The following is a 16,421-nucleotide window of genomic DNA, read 5'->3' as shown; positions in this document are numbered from 1 at the left end:
GCGCACCGGCAGCGGCTCATGGAAAAACAGCCGGTACAGCACGATGGTCATCAGCACCAGCCAGAACACCAGCCCGATGCTGAAGAAGAACCAGCTGACATCGAGCGGGGCGAAGCCGACGCCGGCCACTGGCACCAGGATGTTGCCCACCACCGGAATGAACCACGCCGGGTTGGCATGCTTGATCTCGAAGTGGGTCTGGTGGATCCAGCCGCTCATCACCAGCAGGGTAAAGGCCAGGTGCAGCGCCGCGCCCACGCTCCACAGCCAGCGCGCCACCTCGGGGGCGGTCTGCGCCCAGGCAATGCCAAGCAGGATCAGGCCGATGGAAATGGCCGGGAAGAAGTTGTGCTTGACCGGGTGCGCGCGCTCGGCCTGCACCGCCGCCGGATGGCGCAGCAGCTTGGCCGCATACACGACCACCAGAAACACGAACAGGGCGCTAACCAGCCAGCGCAGCACGCTGCCGATCTCCTGCGGGGCCATGCCCGCATGGCTGGCCTTGAGCCAGGCGATGGCCAGCCCGGCCAGGCCCATTACGCTGGAAAACAGAGCAACCGGAAAATGCTCGAGACGGGAGTGTGCTTCAGACATCGACAACGCTTCCTGTGGGGGGTACGGCCAGGTTCCGGCAGGCCCGGTTCCTGATGGCCGGCGCATGATATACCCCCGAGGGGTATATGTGCCTGCGACTCAACGCAACAGGGCGGCGAACGCGCCGCGCAGCCCGCTGGGCGTCTGCCCGGTCCAGCGCTTGAACGAGCGACGGAAATTGGTGGTGTCGGTGAAGCCCAGCTGGCTGGCCACCTGCTCGTTGCTGGCGCCCTTGATCCACAGCAGGTAGAGCGCCTCGTGCTTGCGCGCCAGGTCCAGCTGCAGCTGAAAGCAGGTGCCGTGCCGGGCCAGCCGGCGCTTGAGGGACGCCGGGCTCATCGCGAAGGCGGCGGCGACGTCTTCCAGGCTCGGTGACTGGCGCAGCCGCCCGCGCAGGTGGCGGTAGAGCAGGTCCAGCAGGCTGGCGCCGCCGCGCGCGTCGCGCTCCGCGCGGCAGGCGGCCTCGGCCACCCGGCCGGCGGTCACCGAGGCGTTCGGCAGGCGCCGCTGCAGGCAGGCCAGCGGCAGGCTCATCAACGGCATCTGGGCATCGAAGGCCAGCTCCTCTCCCAGGTGCACCCAGTACTGCTCGATGTGCCGGGGCCGGGGGTAGTCGAACTGGAAACGCCACGGCAGGCGTTCGCCGGACAGGCGCCGGGCCATGGCCACCACCGCGGTCAGGCTGGCTTCCAGCAGGAAGCGCCGCTGCCCGCCGGCGCCGCAGCTGTCCAGCCAGTACAGGTGCGCCTGCTGCTCGTCGATCATCAGGCGCGGCGTCAGCAGGGGTGTCAGCAGGGCGTGGAACTCGCAGAGCAGCTCCAGCGCCTGCAGCAGGGTGCAGGCGTGGTTGAGGGCATCGCTGGCCGGGCCGTAATGTCCCGGCAGCAGGCGCTGGCCGAACAGGAAACTGCTGTCGGCGGCGCCCAGCAGGGTTTCGGCGTTGTCGATCAGCCGCAGCATCTGCGCCGGACTGATGCGCACCTGGCCGCTGCCCAGGTCCTCGTAGAACAGCCCGGTTCCGCGCAGGATGCGGTGCGGGTCGAGGTCGCGCGACAGCGCCAGGTCGATGAGCACCGCCGGCTGGTGATGGCCGGGGATGATGCGGCTGTCGCGCTCGTAACCGGTGGCCGACACGTTCATGGCGACGCCTCAGGCGCAGCGCGGCAAGCGCTGCTTGGCCTTGGCCAGGTGGCGGTTGAGGCGCGCGAGCAACTGCTCGGTGTCCTCGTCGAGGGCCATCGCCACCGCACTGCTGGCGCGCAGGTGCAGCCGCTCGCCGTGCGGGTGGCTGCGGTGGGCCAGGCTGCGCACGGCCTCTTCCAGCTCGGCGGCCAGCTGCCGGGCCTGGCTTTCACCGGTGTTGGGCAGCAGCACCACGAAGCGGTCGCCGGCCAGCCGGCAGAGCAGGTCCTGGTGGCGCAGGTTGAGCAGCAGCAGCTGCGCAATTGCCTGCAGCACGCGATCGCCCTCGGCCGGGCCGTAGCGCTGGTTGATCTGGCTGAAATCGTCGAGGTCGATGGCGACCAGCGACAGCGGTTGCTGTTCGCGGCGGGCTTCGCGCAGCGCCAGGGCGACCTGCTGGCGCAGGTACTCGGCGTCGCTCAGCGGGGTGAGGCTGTCGAACCGCCGGTGCTCGCGGAACAGCCGCTCGCGCTTGCTCATCTGCGCGTTGATCGCCTGCTGTTCGCGGGTCAGGTGGTAGAGGCCGGCGGTCAGCAGCAGCAGGCCGACCGGCATCGGCGCGGTCTCCAGCCAATTGTCCCAGCGGCTGCTGTCGGGCAGGCGGATGAATTCGTCGAGCAGGTCCATGCTCCAGGCGAAGCACACGCAAGCCAGCCCCAGCGCCAGCAGGCGGGTGACCCGGCCACCGGGGCGGCTGTGCAGCAGCAGTCCCAGCCAGACCAGGGCGAGCAGGGCAGAACCGCCTTCGCCGGCCACATCCGTCCAGGTGATCTCGGCCCAGGCCTTGGGCTCGCCGGCCCCCAGATGGAGCAGCAGCCCCAGGTTGATGGCCAGCGCCAGTCCGAGCAGGACCGGGCCGTGCCGCTTGAGCAGTGATCCCATGGCAATCCTCCGTGTGCCGGGCACGCTGACAGGCCAATGTCACAGAATGATGACGGTCGCGGGGGTCGAATCGGCTCAGGGCATCGCTCGTCTTCGCGCCGATTGCCGGGCGTTTCGCCAACCCCGTTCCGGCCTGGCGGCCCCCGGCAGAGGATCCTGGGGGTCTTTTCAGCTCAAAAACGCGGCCAACATCGGCAAAACGGCCGGTTTTGGCCGGCTTGCGGCGCCCATCGTCACGCAACTGCCACACAGCCTCCCTAGCGTGCGCCTCATTCCCGGGGCAGCCCGGGCCAATTGCGAGGGAGGAGAGCCAAGGTGAATCGATTGGGACGCGAGTGCTTCACCGTCAGCGTGCTGGCGCTGGCCATTGCCGCCAGCCTGCCGGCCCGGGCCGCCGAGCCGCTGGTGATCGAGCGAGTCGAGGTAATCGGCCAGGCGGCCAGCATGGACAAGGCGCTGCGCGAACAGCGTGCCGCCGACAGCGTGAAGAGCGTGGTGCACGCCGACGCCATCGGCCAGCTGCCGGACGACAACGCCGCCGAAGCCCTGCAGCGCATCCCCGGCCTGTCGGTGGAGCGCGACCAGGGCGAAGGGCGCTTCGTCAGCGTGCGCGGCATCGCCCCGGACCTGAACAGCGTGACCATCAACGGCACCCTGGTGCCCGCCCCGGAAAGCGAGCGGCGCGCGGTGGCGCTGGATGTGCTGCCGGCCGAACTGGTGCAGTCGCTGTCGGTGGTCAAGACCCTCACCCCGGACATGGACGCCAACTCGCTCGGCGGCACCGTGGAAGTGGAAAGCCTGTCGGCCTTCGACCACGAAGGCCTGTTCTACAGCCTCGGTGTCGAGGGCAGCTACGACGAGAACACCGACCAGCACAGCCCGAAGCTCTCCGGCGCGTTCAGCAACCGCTTCAGCCTCGGCGAGGGCGTCGACAACTTCGGCGTGGCCGCCGCGTTCAGCTGGCAGCGGCGCGACTTCGGCTCGGAAAACGTGGAAACCGGCGGCGCCTGGGATTTCGACAACGGCGCGCGGCTGGAAGAAGCCGAGCAGCGCGACTACCTCATCCGCCGCGAGCGCAGCGGCGCGGGCATCAATTTCGACTACCGGCCGGACGACCTGTCCAGCTACTACCTGCGCACCCTGTACAGCCGCTTCAAGGACACCGAAACGCGCAACGCCGCCGGCATCGAATTCGACGACGCGCAGCGCGCCGGCGAGCGCGGCGACGGCGAGGCCTGGCGCGAGCTGAAGTCCCGCGAGGACACCCAGACCATCCAGTCCTACGTGTTCGGCGGCGAACGCCTGCTCGGCCTGTGGACGCTCAGCGGCCAGGCCGGCTACAGCGAGGCGCGCGAGCGCAACCCCGGCGGCATCGCCGGCGCCACCTTCGAGGCGGATGTCAGCGACGCCGGCTTCACCGACAGCCGCAAGCCGGTGCTGGTCGCCACGGGCTTCCAGGATGCGGCCGGCTTCGAACTGGACGAAGTCGAACGGGAGAAGAGCGACGCCCGCGACCGCGAGAAGAACCTGCGCCTGGACCTGGCCCGCGACTTCGACATCCAAGGCCATGCCGCGCAATTCAAGCTCGGCGGCAAGCTCAGCCGGCGCGACAAGCGCAGCGACAGCGAGATCTGGGTGTACGACGGCTTCGGCGGCCTGACCCTCGACGGCTTCGCCACCAGCACGGTCGACTACGACCTGGGCCGCTTCGGGCCGGGCATTTCCGCTGGCGCGATCGAGCGCCTGATCGGCGGCATGAACGCCGCCGATTACTACGACGAGGAGGAGTCGCGCATCAACGACTTCACCATGCGTGAAGACATCGACGCCGCCTACCTGATGCAGACCCTGGAACTGGACCGCTGGCGCTTCATCGTCGGCCTGCGCTACGAGGCCACCGACTTCAGCGCCAGGGGCACCGGCCTGCGCGATGGCAATTTCGAAGCCATCGCCAGCCGCAACGACTACCACCACTGGCTGCCCGGCGTGCATGCCCGCTACGAGCTGGCGGACAACACCCAGCTGCGCGCCGCCTGGACGCACAGCGTGGTGCGGCCGACCTTCGGCCAGCTGGCGCCGGGTTTCGTCATCGACGTCGCCGACGGAGAGGCGGCGTTCGGCAACCCGGCACTCAAGCCGCTGGAATCGAGCAACCTCGACCTCGGCATCGAACACTACATGGGGCGCGCCGGCACCCTGGCCGCCTATGCCTTCTACAAGGACATCGACAACTTCATCTACAGCACCGACCTGGCTGGCACGGGCCAATGGGCGGCCTTCGACGAAGCGCTGAGCTACGCCAACGGCGACCGCGCGCGGCTGTACGGCATCGAGCTGGCCTACTCGCACAAGCTCGACTGGTTGCCGGCGCCCTGGAACGGCCTGCTGCTGGGCGCCAACGCCACCTTCAGCCACTCCGAGGCGGATATCGAAGGCCAGGGCCTGCGCCGCCGCATCGCGCTGCCCAACCAGTCCGACCAGGTCGGCAACCTGTCCGTCGGCTGGGAGAACCCGCGCTTCAACCTGCGCCTGGCGGCCAACTACAAGTCGGCCTACCTGGCCGAAGTGGCCGGCATCGGCGACGAGGCCCACGACCTGCACGCCGACGAGCAACTGTTCGTCGACTTCAAGGCCGGCTGGCACATCACCCCCGCGCTGCAGCTGACCTTCGAGGCGCTGAACCTCACCGACGAGGTCTATTACAGCTACGTCAACCGCCAGCGCTACAACGCCCAGTACGAGGAATACGGCCCGACCTACACCCTCGGCCTGACCCTGACCCACTTCTGATCAGTCGCCGTCGCACCACCGCCGACGGCGCCCTTGCCTGGAATCGACCATGTCATCGACGTACCAACCGCTGTTGCTGATCCTCGCCCTGGCGCTGGCTGCCTGCCAGAGCGCCGAGCGCAGCGCCGCGCCCGCGTTGCAGTTGCAGGCGCGCCCGGCGCAGGCCGAGGCCGAGAACGCCCAGTTGCTGGCCAGCCCGGCGGGCGCACGCCTGCAGATCACCCCCGGCAAAGGCCTGCAGCTGCTCGACGCCCAGGGCCAGGTGCAGGCCGAGTTCGCCGGCCGCTTCGAAGGCCTGGACCACCGGGCCGGCGCCAACGGCCTGCTGATCGCCACCCTCGACAAGCGCCGCCAGCAGGTGCTGCTGCTCAACCTCGACGCGCAGCGGCAGTGGAGCGCCCCGCAGTACCTGCCCAAGGGCGCGGCGGCGGTCGAGGGCCTGTGCCTGCAGCGCGATGCGAGCGGCCATGGCTTCGTCTTCGTGCTGGGCGAGGAGGGCGTCGGCGAACAGTGGCTGGTGGCCGCCGACGACCGCCCAATGGCGCGGCCGCAACGGGTGCGCGGCCTGAGCCTGCCGCCCGAGAGCAGCGCCTGCCAGGTGGACGATGCCCGCGGGCTGCTTTACGTCAACGAGGAATCGGTGGGCCTCTGGGCCTACGCCGCCGATCCCGAGGCGCCGCTGCTGCGCCAGCCGGTGGACCTGCGCCAGCCCTTCGGCAGCCTGGGCAGCGCCGCCGGCATGGCGCTGGTGCCGGGCGGCCTGCTGGCCCTCGACCCGCAGCGCGCCCGCCTGCATCTCTACCAGCAGCGGGACGAGGGCTGGCAGCCGGTGGCCTCGCTGCCGCTGCCCGGGTTCGACGAACCAGAGCAGATCAGCGCACAGCCGTCCGGCGACGGCCTGCAACTGCTGCTGATCGACGAGGCCGGCCTGCAGCCGGCGCGGCTGGCCTGGCAGCCGCCGGTGCCGGACGCGCCGGCGAGCATTCCCAGCCTGCCGGCGCAGGCGCAGACCGATCCGGTGCCGAGCCTCGGCGACGCCGCCGACGACCCGGCCATCTGGGTGCATCCGCACGATCCCGCGCGCAGCCGGGTGCTGGCCACCGACAAGCAGGGCGGCCTGGTGGTGTACGACCTGCAGGGCCGCCAGCTGCAGGACCTGCGTGTCGGCCGTCTGAACAACGTCGACCTGCGCACGGGCTTCCGCCTGGGGGCGCGCACCCTCGACCTGGCGGTGGCCAGCCACCGCGACGACAACAGCCTGCAGCTGTTCGCCATCGACCCGCGCAGCGGCACACTCAGCGACCTCGGCCGGATCGCCACGCCGCTGACCGACATCTACGGCCTGTGCATGTACAAGGACGCGCGCGGCGAGCTGCACGCCATCGCCAACGACAAGGACGGCACCTTCCTGCAGTACCGCCTGGACGGCGCCAGCGGCACGCCGCGCGGCGAGCTGGTGCGGCGCTTCCAGGTGGGCAGCCAGCCGGAAGGCTGCGTCGCCGACGAACGCCACCACCGCCTGTTCGTGGGTGAGGAGGACGTCGCGGTCTGGAGCCTGGACGCCCGTGCCGAGGCCGAGCCCCGGCTGCACAAGGTGATCGGCGTCGGTGGCCCGCTGCACGCCGACGTCGAAGGCCTGGCCGTCTACCAGGGCGACACGGCCAGCTATCTGGTGGTCTCCAGCCAAGGCAACGACAGCTACCTGGTGCTCGACGCCCTGCCGCCGCACGCCGTGCGCGGCGCCTTCCGGGTCGGCCTGAACGCCGAGCGCGGCATCGACGGCGCCTCGGAAACCGATGGCCTGGAGGTCACTTCCGCCAACCTCGGCGGCCTCTGGAGCCAGGGCCTGCTGGTGGTGCAGGACGGCCGCAAGCGCATGCCCGAAGGCACCCAGAACTACAAGTACCTGCCCTGGTCGGCCGTGGCCGACGCACTGCAACTGGACTGAACCCACCCGAACACGTGACCCGCTCCCCCGGGGCGGGCAGAGGAACGACCCATGCACGATTCACTGCAACAGATGTCGATCTGGGGGCTGGTCAGCGACGCCAGCCTGCTGGTGCAGGCGGTGATGCTGGCCTTGCTGCTGGCTTCGCTGGCCAGCTGGTACCTGATCGTCCTGCGTGGCAGCGCGCTGCGCCGGACCGCCCGGCTGTGCGCCGACTTCCAGCGCCGCCTGCGCGACAGCGCCGACCTGGCCGCGCTGTGCCGCGAAGCCGGCCAGCAGCCGGCCGCCGAGCACGCCGCGCTGCAACGCATCTTCCTGGCCGGCTACCAGGCCTTCGCCCAGCTGCAGCGCCAGCCGGGCGTGGCCGCCGAGGCGGTGCTCGACGGTGTGGAACGCAGCCTGGCGGTGGCCATCGCCGAGGAAGAGGAACGCCTGGAGCAGGGCCTGTCGCTGCTCGCCACCATCGGCTCGGTGAGCCCCTACATCGGCCTGTTCGGCACCGTGTGGGGGATCATGAATGCCTTTCTCGGCCTGTCCCAGGTGCAGCAGGCCACCCTGGCCAGCGTGGCGCCGGGCATCGCCGAGGCGCTGATCGCCACCGCCATCGGCCTGTTCGCGGCGATTCCGGCGGTGATGGCCTACAACCGCTTCGCCGCGCGCGGGCACACCCTGCAGGCGAGCTACTACCGCTTCGGCAACGAGCTGCAGGCCCGCCTGCACCGTCGACTGCATGGCGCGGTCGGCAGCGTTGCCGCCGCCGCCTGAAGGAGCCCACCCCATGCTTCGCAGGCCGCAACGCAGCCACGGCCCCAAGGCCGAAATGAACGTAGTGCCCTACATCGACGTGATGCTGGTGCTGCTGGTGATCTTCATGGTCACCGCGCCCATCCTGGTGCAGGGCGTGCCGATCGAACTGCCCCGGGTGGCCGCCCAGGCGCTGCCCGCCGAGAGCCAGCGGCAGATCCTCACCCTCTCGGTGAAGGCCGACGGCAGCTTCTACTGGAACCTGGGTAACGAGCTGGACATCGAGCGGCAGACCGATGCCGCCGTCGACCTGGCCGAGCTGCGCGCCAAGGTCGCGGCGATCATCGCCGCCCACGGCGACACCCAGGTCTACGTGCGCGCCGACCAGGGCGCCGACTACGGCCGCGTGGTGGCCGGCATCGCCGCGCTGCAGCGCGGCGGCGTCACCGGCCTGGGCCTGATCACGGAGGTGCCGTAGCCCATGCGCGCCGTTCCGATCGGGTGGCGAAGCCGCGCCGCCGCCGCAACCCTTGCCGTGGCCGTGCACGGCGGCGTGCTGGTCCTGCTGGGGCTGGCCGGCAGCGTCGAGCTTGAGCCCATGCAACCACCGCGGGTACTGCAGGCTCAGCTGGTCAGCCTGCCGGCCGCCGTCGCGCCCGCGCCGGTGCCGCCAGCGACGCCGGAACCGCCGCCGGTGAGCGAACCCGTCCGCGACCGGCAGGCCGAGCTGGCGCTCAAGCGTGCCGAACAGCAGCGCCAGCGTGCGCAGCAACGGGAGTGGGAACGCCAGCGCCAGCAGGCCGAACTGGAGCGCCGCCAGCGCGATGAACAGCTTCGCCAGGCCGCCGCCGAACGTGCCGAAGCCGCGCGCCAGGCCGCGCTGGCCCAGGCGGCGCAGGAGGTGGCGGTCGATGACGTCTTCCAGCCCATCGCCAAGCGTGCGCCGCGTTATCCGCAGCGCGCCCTGGAGAAGGGCATCCAAGGCGAATGCACGGTCGGCTACACCGTCAATGCCCAGGGCCGGGTCGAACATCCCCGGGTGGTCGGCGAATGTCACCCGCTGCTGATCCAGCCGTCGCTGAGCGCCGCCCTGGGTTTCCGCTACCAGCCGCGCATCCTCGATGGCCGGCCGGTGGCCGTGCCGGACGTGCACAACACCTTCCACTACCGCATTGAGTGAGGCGCGCTGCGTAACGTCTCCGAGCGGGCAGCGCCGGGCGGGCAAAACGCCAACCCAGTCGTTCCCGCCCGGCGCCGGGCGGGCTACCCTGCGGATGCCGCCGATGCTCAGGAGAGCCCGCATGATCACCACCCTGATCGAGCACGTGACCCGCCAGCACATCGCCTTGCAGGCCGGCGCCGCCCGTCTGCGGGCCCGCACCGACGGCGAGGCGCTGCACGACATGCGCATTGCCGTGCGTCGTCTGCGCAGTCTGTTGCGACCGCTGCGCAGCCTGACGCCGTTCGCCGCCCTGGAAGCCGCCGCAGCCGCCTTCGGCCAGAAGAGCACGCCGCTGCGCGACAGCGAAGTCCTGCTGGAAGAACTGCGCCGGCGCGGCCACACTCGCCTGTCCACCCGCCGCAAGGCTCTGGAACGAGGCTATGACACCGTTCTGGCCGGCCCGGAACTGGCCCTGCTGCTGAAAACCCTGGATGCCTGGCCCGCCACCTTGCGCCTGGCAGCGTGGCACGGCGAGCTGGGCGACCTGGCGCCGTACATTCGCAAGCGTCTGATCCGCCAGCAGCGCGGTCTCGCCAAGGCGCTGCACGACCCCGAGCACGACCGCCACCGCCTGCGCGTGCTGATCAAGCGCGTGCGCTACGCCGCCGAGGCCTACCCGGCCCTCGCTGCACTGCCGAAGCCGGCCGCCCGGCAACTGAAAGCCGCCCAGGCCGCCCTCGGCGACTGGCACGACCACCTGCAATGGCTGCACCGCGCCGAAACCGAAAAGGACCTGCAGCCCCTGTGCGAAAGCTGGCGCCGCGCCCTGATCGCGGCCGAACGGCGGGCGGATCGGGCGCTGCAGCCGTTGCGGGAGGTGTTTTCGGGGTAGGGCTGAGCACGGATTTCCGGTGCCAAGCTGGATTGAAACCAACCGAGCGTGATGACTCATCATGAAAACCCAATACTTCGCCGCCACCAGCCTGGACGGCTTCATCGCCACCGAGGACGACTCCCTGGACTGGCTGTTTCCCCTGGGCGACCTCGACGATTCCAGCTACCCGGCGTTCATTGCCGAAGTCGGTGCGCTGGCCATGGGCGCGGCCACCTATGAGTGGCTGCTGCGCAACGCCGATGCGGTCACCGCCGAAACCGGCGCGCCCTGGCCCTACACGCAACCGGCCTGGGTCTTCACCCACCGCACGCTGCCGACCATCGAAGGCGCGGACATCCGCTTCGTGCACGGCGATGTGCGTCCGGTGCATGGCGCGATGCGCGCCGCCGCCGGCAACCGGAACCTCTGGATTGTCGGCGGCGGCGAACTCGCCGGCCATTTCTACGATGCCGGCCTGCTGGACGAACTGATCATCCAGATCGGCTCTGCCACCCTGGGCCACGGCAAACCGCTGTTTCCGCGTCGCGTACTGAGCCCGGTCCTGCGCCTGCGTTCCGTTCGCCAGATCGGCGCCGGCATGGCCGAACTGCGTTACGCGGTGGAGAAGGGCGGCGCTGAATAAGCGCGTTCCCTTGCTACCGACTCGTACATCCTTCTGCACCGTTCGCCAACGGAATGACCAGCTCCGCAACCAGGCCGCCATCCGGGCGCGGCTTCAGGTTCAGGGTGCCGCCAAACCGTTCCAGGATGGCGCGAACGATCGAGATGCCCAGGCCGGCGCCGTCCTGGCGTTGGCGGCCCTGATCGCCCCGCCAGAAGCGGCGGCCGATCTGTGCCACCTGTTCCGGGCTCAAACCGGGGCCGCGATCGGCGATGTCGATGCGACAACGGTGATGCGCGTGCTCGACATGCACGTCGACCTCGATGGCGTGCGGGGAATAGCGCATGGCGTTGTCCACCAGGTTGCGCACCGCGGTTTCCAGCATGGAGCGGGGCATGGGCGCGGCTGCATCCGGGCCGGTCGTGGACAGTCGTAGGCGGCCGGGCGCGGTGTGGTCGATCTGCATGATCACGCCAGTGACGGACTTGAGCACCGACGCGCAGCGGTCCGCCGGCGCCACGGGGGCTTCGGTGCGCGCCAGGATCGCCATCTGATCCAGGGTGTGTCGCAGGCGCTTCACGCCTTCTTCCGCATTGCTGAGCGAGGCCTGGGCGTCGTCACCTTCGGAGAGCCGGGCGACCTGCAGGTGCGTGTCGATCACCGTCAGCGGCGTGCGCAGCTCGTGCGCCGCGGCATCGGTAAAGGCCCGTTGGCTGGACAAGGTCCGGGACAGCCGCTCGAGCAGCCCGTTCATGGCGTCCAGTACGGTTCGCAGCTCCGCGGGCGCATGGGCCACGGCCAGCGGCGTGGTGTCGTCGATCTGCCGGGCGCGCAACTGCTGGCGAAGCCCGTTCAACGGTGACAGCCCCCGGCCGATGCCGATCCAGAGCGCGACCAATCCGCCGAAGAGGGCAACCAGGAAGGGCACGCCCACTGCGGACAGCAGGTCCCTGACCAGCTGGGTTCGCTGATCCAGGCGATCCGCCGTCGTGATCTGGTAGCCGCCAGCGTTCAAGACATAGATGCGCCATTGCTCGCCTTGCACATCGCGGGTGGTGAACCCCGCGGGAAGGGCGTCGAATCCGCGATGCGCGCCGGGGGTGGTGCGCGCCAGGATCTCCCCGCGCAGCGTGCGTATCTCGCATTCGATCCCCTCGCCGCCACCGACCTGAACCGCATCGGCGAAATCGGCAGGCGTGGAATGAGGGGACAGCGCCGTACGTTCCAGCAGACCCGCCACCATGCGGGCCGACATGGCGAGCCGGCCGTCGAGGGTGCGTTCCAGGTTGGCTTCGGCGCCGCGCAGCATCCAGCCTGCGGCAGCGCCCCAAAGCACCACCAGTGCGATGCCGGCGATCAGAACGGCGCGCAGGCGCAGGCTCATGGGGAGGGTCTCCAGCCAAGGCGATAGCCCAGGCCACGCGCGGTCTCGATCGCTGCGCTCCCCAGCTTGCGGCGGATGTTGTGGATGTGAACATTCAGGGCATTGCTGCCGATCTCCTCGCCCAGTCCGAACAGGCGCTCATTCAGCACCTGCGGCGTGACCCAGCGACCGTCGGCATCGGCCAGGTGCGTCAGCAGATCGATCTCGCGGCGTGACAGGGCAACGGATTCGCCGTGCAGCCAGGCAAGACCGCTCGCGGGTTCCAGGCGCAGGGGGCCGGCCGCGACGACTTGCGCGGCGCGTCCCTGGGTGCGTCGGACCAGGGCGTGCAGGCGGGCGGCCAGTTCCCGCAGATCGAACGGCTTGACCAGGTAGTCGTCGGCGCCCTCGTGCAGCCCCTTCAGCCGATGCTCGATGGCATCGCGGGCGGTAAGAATCAGCACGGGCAGGTGGGGTTCGACAGCGCGCAGGGTGGCCATCAGTTCCATCCCGTCGCGGTCGGGAAGGCCCAGATCGAGCACCAGCGCATGAAAGGTTTCTTCCAGGTGCGCGGTCTCCGCCGCCTGCGCGGTGCGCACGTGATGCGCGCCGATGCCGTGCTTGCTCAGCCCCGCCACGATGCCCTTGCCGATCAGCTCGTCATCTTCCACCAACAACACACGCATCCGGGTTTCACCTCCTCTGGACCAGGCGGCATGGTAAGCCACCGAGTCCCGGGGTGTTAGCGACTCGGCTCGGCGGCCGCTTTAGTTTCGTTTAATCGAACGCACGCATGATCCTCCCGACCTTGTTCAGGAGGATTCGGATTGTGTCCCGGTATCGAAGCGTTCTTGTGGTGTTCCTGTTGTGCTGCGCCAGCATCGGCAGCGTCTGGGCAAGTGGTGGCCTGTTTGCCTGGGACAAGCGCGCTCCTCAGTTCCTGGATGCAGACCAGGTCTTTACGCTGGCGCCGGTCCGGCAGGAGGGCGACGCGCTCACGGCCGCCGGTCTGGTTGCCGAGGGTTACTACCTCTACCGGCACGCCATCCGCCTGGTCGATGCCCGGGGTGGCGATATCCCCCTGGACCTGCCCGCGGGCGCGCCCAAGCACGACGAGTTCTTCGGCGATACCGAAATCTACACCGGGGATACCCTGCAACTGCGCTTCCCCGCCGCGACCGCCGGGCCGCTGACGCTGCACTGGCAGGGATGTGCCGAGGACGGTATCTGCTATCCGCCGCAGACGCTCAGCGTGGCGCTGCCGGCGGGTGCCGCAGGTGCCGGCGTGACGCCACAGGCATCGCCCGTCCCGCCAACCGCCGACCTGGCGGAGGATGAGGCGGCCGCGCGCCAGCTCGCAGCGCTGGGGCCCGTCGCCGGGACGCTGCTGTTCTTCGGCTTCGGTCTGCTGCTGGCCTTCACCCCCTGTACGTTGCCGATGATCCCGATCGTGTCGTCCATGGTTGTCGGCAGCCAGGCCGCCCCTCGACGGGCCCTGGGTCTGTCCCTTTCCTATGTACTGGCGATGGCGGCGGCCTATGCGGTGGTCGGTGTCATGGCTGGTCTGGCCGGCGCCAATCTCCAGGCCGCGCTGCAATCGCCCTGGCTGCTTGGGTCCTTCGCCGCCTTGTTTCTGCTCCTGGCCAGCTCGCTGTTCGGCCTGTTCGAGCTGCGCCTGCCGAGCGTTCTGGTGGAGCGCCTTTCGTCCTCGGGCGCAGGGAAGGGCGGCAGCCTGGGTGGCGCCGCGGCGCTGGGCGTTCTGTCGGCGCTGCTGGTCGGCCCCTGCATGACCGCGCCGCTGGCCGGAGCGCTGCTGTATATCGGGCAGACCGGCAGCGCCCTCTACGGTGGGCTGGTGCTGTTCGCGCTCGGTCTGGGCATGGGGCTGCCTCTGCTGGCGATAGCGCTGTTCGGTGCCCGGGTCCTGCCGCGCCCCGGCCCCTGGATGGAACGGATTCGCATCGCCTTCGGCTACCTGATGGTCGGCATGGCGGTCATGATGCTGGCGCGCTTCCTGCCCGCCACGATCAGCCTGGCCCTGTGGGGCTTCTGGGCGCTGTCCGTGGCGATCGGACTGATTGCCTGGGCGCAGGGCCTGGCCGCCCGTCAGCGCCTGGCCTGGACGGTACGGGTCGGCGCGGCCATTTCCGGCGTGTGGTCGGTGCTCATGCTGGTGGGCGCGGCCTCGGGAGGCGACTCGGTGCTCCAGCCGCTCACGCACCTGCGAGGGGTCGAGACGGCGTCGGCGGCCACGCGAGTGAACTACGTTGCGGCCAAATCCATCGAGGACGTGGACGCGCGCCTGGCGGAGGCCGCCGCCCGTGGCCAGTGGACGCTGATCGACTTCTACGCGGATTGGTGCGTGAGCTGCCATGTGATCGAGCGAAACGTCTTCGGCGATCCCGCCGTCGCGGCGCGGCTGGCCACCCTGCAGGTGCTGCGACCCGACGTGACGCGCAATGACGCGACGGATCAGGCCCTGCTCAAACACTGGGGCGTCATGGGGCCGCCGACGCTGATTCTGGTCGGCCCGGATGGCCAGGAGCGCCGCGCGTTGCGTGTGGTGGGCGAGGTCAGCGCCCGCGACTTCCTGAATCAACTGCTGGCGGCGGGCATCCGATGATCAGCGCGGGCCCTTTTTCGATCCAGGTGGTCATCCTCATCGTCGCCGTGTTGTTGGCCTGGGTAATAACGCGCAAGGTCGCGCAGCGACTGCCCGACACACCCGCCCGGCAGGCCGGCGGCCTGCTGCTCGATGCCGTCTTCTGGGGCCTGGTGGCCGCACGGCTTGGCTACATCCTGCAGTGGTGGAGCGACTACGCGGCGTCGCCGCTGTCGATGATCGCCATCGGCGATGGCGGCTTTTCCGGGTGGAGCGGGGTGCTCGGCGGGGTGGCATTCGCCTGGTGGCGAACCCGAACGATGCCCCTGCTACGCCGCTCGCTGTTGGTGGGCAGCGCCGCCGGCGTGCTCAGTTGGTCCGCCGCCACAGGCGTGCTCGGCCTGATCCAGCTCGCGGTGGCACCACCCTTGCCCGAGCTGCAGTTGAACCGCCTCGATGCGCACCCCGTGGTACTCAGCGAGTACACAGGGCGGCCGGTGGTGGTCAACCTGTGGGCCAGCTGGTGCCCACCTTGTCGTCGCGAAATGCCGGTGCTGGAGCAGGCTCAGTCCCATTACCCCGGCATCGCCATCGTCATGGTCAACCAGGGGGAAAGCGCTGCCCAGGCCCGCGACTTCCTGGCGCGCGAGCACCTGACCTTCCAGGAAAACCTGCTCGATCCCGCCGGCCGCCTCATGCGGGACATGGGCGCGCGCGGCCTGCCCACCACCCTGTTCTTCGATGCCCAGGGCCGGCTCGTGGACTCGCACGTGGGTGAACTCACCCGGGCGAGCCTGCGGGACACCCTGTCACGCCATTTCCAGCCCCTTACGATCAATACCGCCAAGGAGTGACCATGTTTGTACCGCGTTCGCGCTTCCCGAGCCTCTTCTCCGCAACCCTGCTGGCGATGGCGCTTCTGCCGGCGCATGCCGATGACCGGCCCGCAGCGCTGCAGATGCTGGAACGACAGGGGCTGACCATCGCCCAGGAATTCGACGTGGGTGGCGGCCTGCGGGCGTTTGCCGCGGCCGCGGGCGACCGCCCCGTCGCGGTGTATCTGACGGGCGATGGCAACGTCATCGTCGGCACGCGCCTGGATGCCAACGGCGCCGCGCTCGATGAGGCGGCGCTGCAACGCCTGGTGGCCAAACCCATCAGTGACAAGGTCTGGGCCCAACTGGAGGCCGCGACCTGGGTACAGGACGGCAGCGCCGACGCGCCGCGCGTGGTGTACACCTTCAGCGATCCCAACTGCCCGTTCTGCAACCGTTTCTGGAAGGCGGCCCGACCCTGGGTGGACACCGGCAAGGTTCAGTTGCGGCACGTCATGGTGGGCATTCTCAAGGCGGACAGCCAGGCCAAGGCGGCGGCGATCCTCGACGCGGCCGATCCGTCCGCGGCTCTGCAGCAGAACGAGCAGGCCTTCGGCCGGGGCGGAATCACCCCGGCCAAGCGCACCTCCGACAAGGCGCGCACGGCGCTGGAGGACAACCAGATGCTGATGATGAGCCTGGGCTTCCGCGGCACTCCGGCCATCCTGGTGCGCGACAGCGAAGGCCTGGTCCAGAAGTACAACGGCATGCCGCAGCCGGCCGCGCTGGCCGAGATCATGGGGCCGCGCTGAGGCCAACCCATGCGGCCCTCTTCCATGATGG

15 protein-coding genes are annotated in these 16,421 nt (G+C 69.7%); 10 read left to right on the top strand and 5 right to left on the bottom strand.

Translation table 11 applies throughout. The features are described 5' to 3' along the window. The 3 genes from VL129_RS07680 to VL129_RS07670 form a co-directional block, all read right to left on the bottom strand. A partial coding sequence (locus VL129_RS07680) for an SLAC1 anion channel family protein (protein ID WP_325411721.1) occupies positions 1–594 on the bottom strand: 594 nt, incomplete at its 3' end. A 99-nt stretch (positions 595–693) separates the two neighbouring features. Beyond that, positions 694–1,734: an AraC family transcriptional regulator gene (locus VL129_RS07675; protein ID WP_325411719.1), complete on the bottom strand. Its 1,041-nt coding sequence runs from the start codon at positions 1,732–1,734 to the stop codon at positions 694–696. A 9-nt stretch (positions 1,735–1,743) separates the two neighbouring features. Then, on the bottom strand, positions 1,744–2,658 hold the full coding sequence (locus VL129_RS07670) for a GGDEF domain-containing protein (RefSeq protein WP_325411717.1): 915 nt from the start codon (positions 2,656–2,658) through the stop codon (positions 1,744–1,746). A gap of 315 nt (positions 2,659–2,973) precedes the next feature. Here VL129_RS07670 and VL129_RS07665 point away from each other — a divergent pair, with 315 nt between their 5' ends. The 7 genes from VL129_RS07665 to VL129_RS07635 all read left to right on the top strand — a co-directional run bounded on the left by VL129_RS07665 (position 2,974) and on the right by VL129_RS07635 (position 10,819). Continuing rightward, positions 2,974–5,448, top strand: coding sequence for a TonB-dependent receptor (locus tag VL129_RS07665; RefSeq protein ID WP_325411715.1), 2,475 nt, complete (start codon positions 2,974–2,976; stop codon positions 5,446–5,448). 49 nt (positions 5,449–5,497) lie between these two features. Beyond that, positions 5,498–7,396: a phytase gene (locus VL129_RS07660; protein ID WP_325411713.1), complete on the top strand. Its 1,899-nt coding sequence runs from the start codon at positions 5,498–5,500 to the stop codon at positions 7,394–7,396. Between the two features lie 51 nt (positions 7,397–7,447). Further along, positions 7,448–8,161, top strand: coding sequence for a protein TolQ (tolQ, locus tag VL129_RS07655; protein ID WP_325411711.1), 714 nt, complete (start codon positions 7,448–7,450; stop codon positions 8,159–8,161). Positions 8,162–8,174: 13 nt separating this feature from the next. Continuing rightward, a complete protein-coding gene (locus VL129_RS07650; RefSeq protein ID WP_325411709.1) occupies positions 8,175–8,618 on the top strand; it encodes an ExbD/TolR family protein in 444 nt (147 codons plus the stop codon). A 3-nt stretch (positions 8,619–8,621) separates the two neighbouring features. Continuing rightward, positions 8,622–9,320 carry an energy transducer TonB gene (locus VL129_RS07645; protein WP_325411707.1) on the top strand — a complete coding sequence of 233 codons (699 nt, stop codon included), beginning with the start codon at positions 8,622–8,624 and terminating at the stop codon, positions 9,318–9,320. Positions 9,321–9,441: 121 nt separating this feature from the next. Continuing rightward, positions 9,442–10,194 carry a CHAD domain-containing protein gene (locus tag VL129_RS07640; protein ID WP_325411705.1) on the top strand — a complete coding sequence of 251 codons (753 nt, stop codon included), beginning with the start codon at positions 9,442–9,444 and terminating at the stop codon, positions 10,192–10,194. 61 nt (positions 10,195–10,255) lie between these two features. Continuing rightward, positions 10,256–10,819: a dihydrofolate reductase family protein gene (locus VL129_RS07635; RefSeq protein ID WP_325411703.1), complete on the top strand. Its 564-nt coding sequence runs from the start codon at positions 10,256–10,258 to the stop codon at positions 10,817–10,819. A 13-nt stretch (positions 10,820–10,832) separates the two neighbouring features. Here the strand turns inward: VL129_RS07635 and VL129_RS07630 are convergent, their stop codons facing one another. Beyond that, the gene (locus tag VL129_RS07630) at positions 10,833–12,182 is read right to left on the bottom strand and encodes an ATP-binding protein (RefSeq protein WP_325411701.1); all 1,350 of its coding nucleotides are present in this window, start codon (positions 12,180–12,182) and stop codon (positions 10,833–10,835) included. Beyond that, positions 12,179–12,847, bottom strand: a complete 669-nt coding sequence (locus tag VL129_RS07625) for a response regulator (protein ID WP_325411699.1) — start codon at positions 12,845–12,847, stop codon at positions 12,179–12,181. Before VL129_RS07625 ends, VL129_RS07630 begins: the two co-directional genes overlap by 4 nt. A 107-nt stretch (positions 12,848–12,954) precedes the next feature. Here VL129_RS07625 and dsbD point away from each other — a divergent pair, with 107 nt between their 5' ends. The 3 genes from dsbD to dsbG are packed head-to-tail and all read left to right on the top strand — an operon-like array spanning position 12,955 to position 16,390. Further along, positions 12,955–14,784: a protein-disulfide reductase DsbD gene (gene dsbD / locus VL129_RS07620; protein ID WP_325411697.1), complete on the top strand. Its 1,830-nt coding sequence runs from the start codon at positions 12,955–12,957 to the stop codon at positions 14,782–14,784. After that, positions 14,781–15,617, top strand: coding sequence for a TlpA disulfide reductase family protein (locus tag VL129_RS07615; protein WP_325411695.1), 837 nt, complete (start codon positions 14,781–14,783; stop codon positions 15,615–15,617). Before dsbD ends, VL129_RS07615 begins: the two co-directional genes overlap by 4 nt. A gap of 2 nt (positions 15,618–15,619) precedes the next feature. Then, positions 15,620–16,390, top strand: coding sequence for a thiol:disulfide interchange protein DsbG (gene dsbG / locus VL129_RS07610; protein ID WP_325411693.1), 771 nt, complete (start codon positions 15,620–15,622; stop codon positions 16,388–16,390). Positions 16,391–16,421: the final 31 nt, after the last annotated feature.

This window comes from Pseudomonas sp. (genome assembly GCF_035497915.1).
GTDB lineage: Bacteria > Pseudomonadota > Gammaproteobacteria > Pseudomonadales > Pseudomonadaceae > Serpens.
This window is presented reverse-complemented; position numbering and strand designations above follow the sequence as displayed.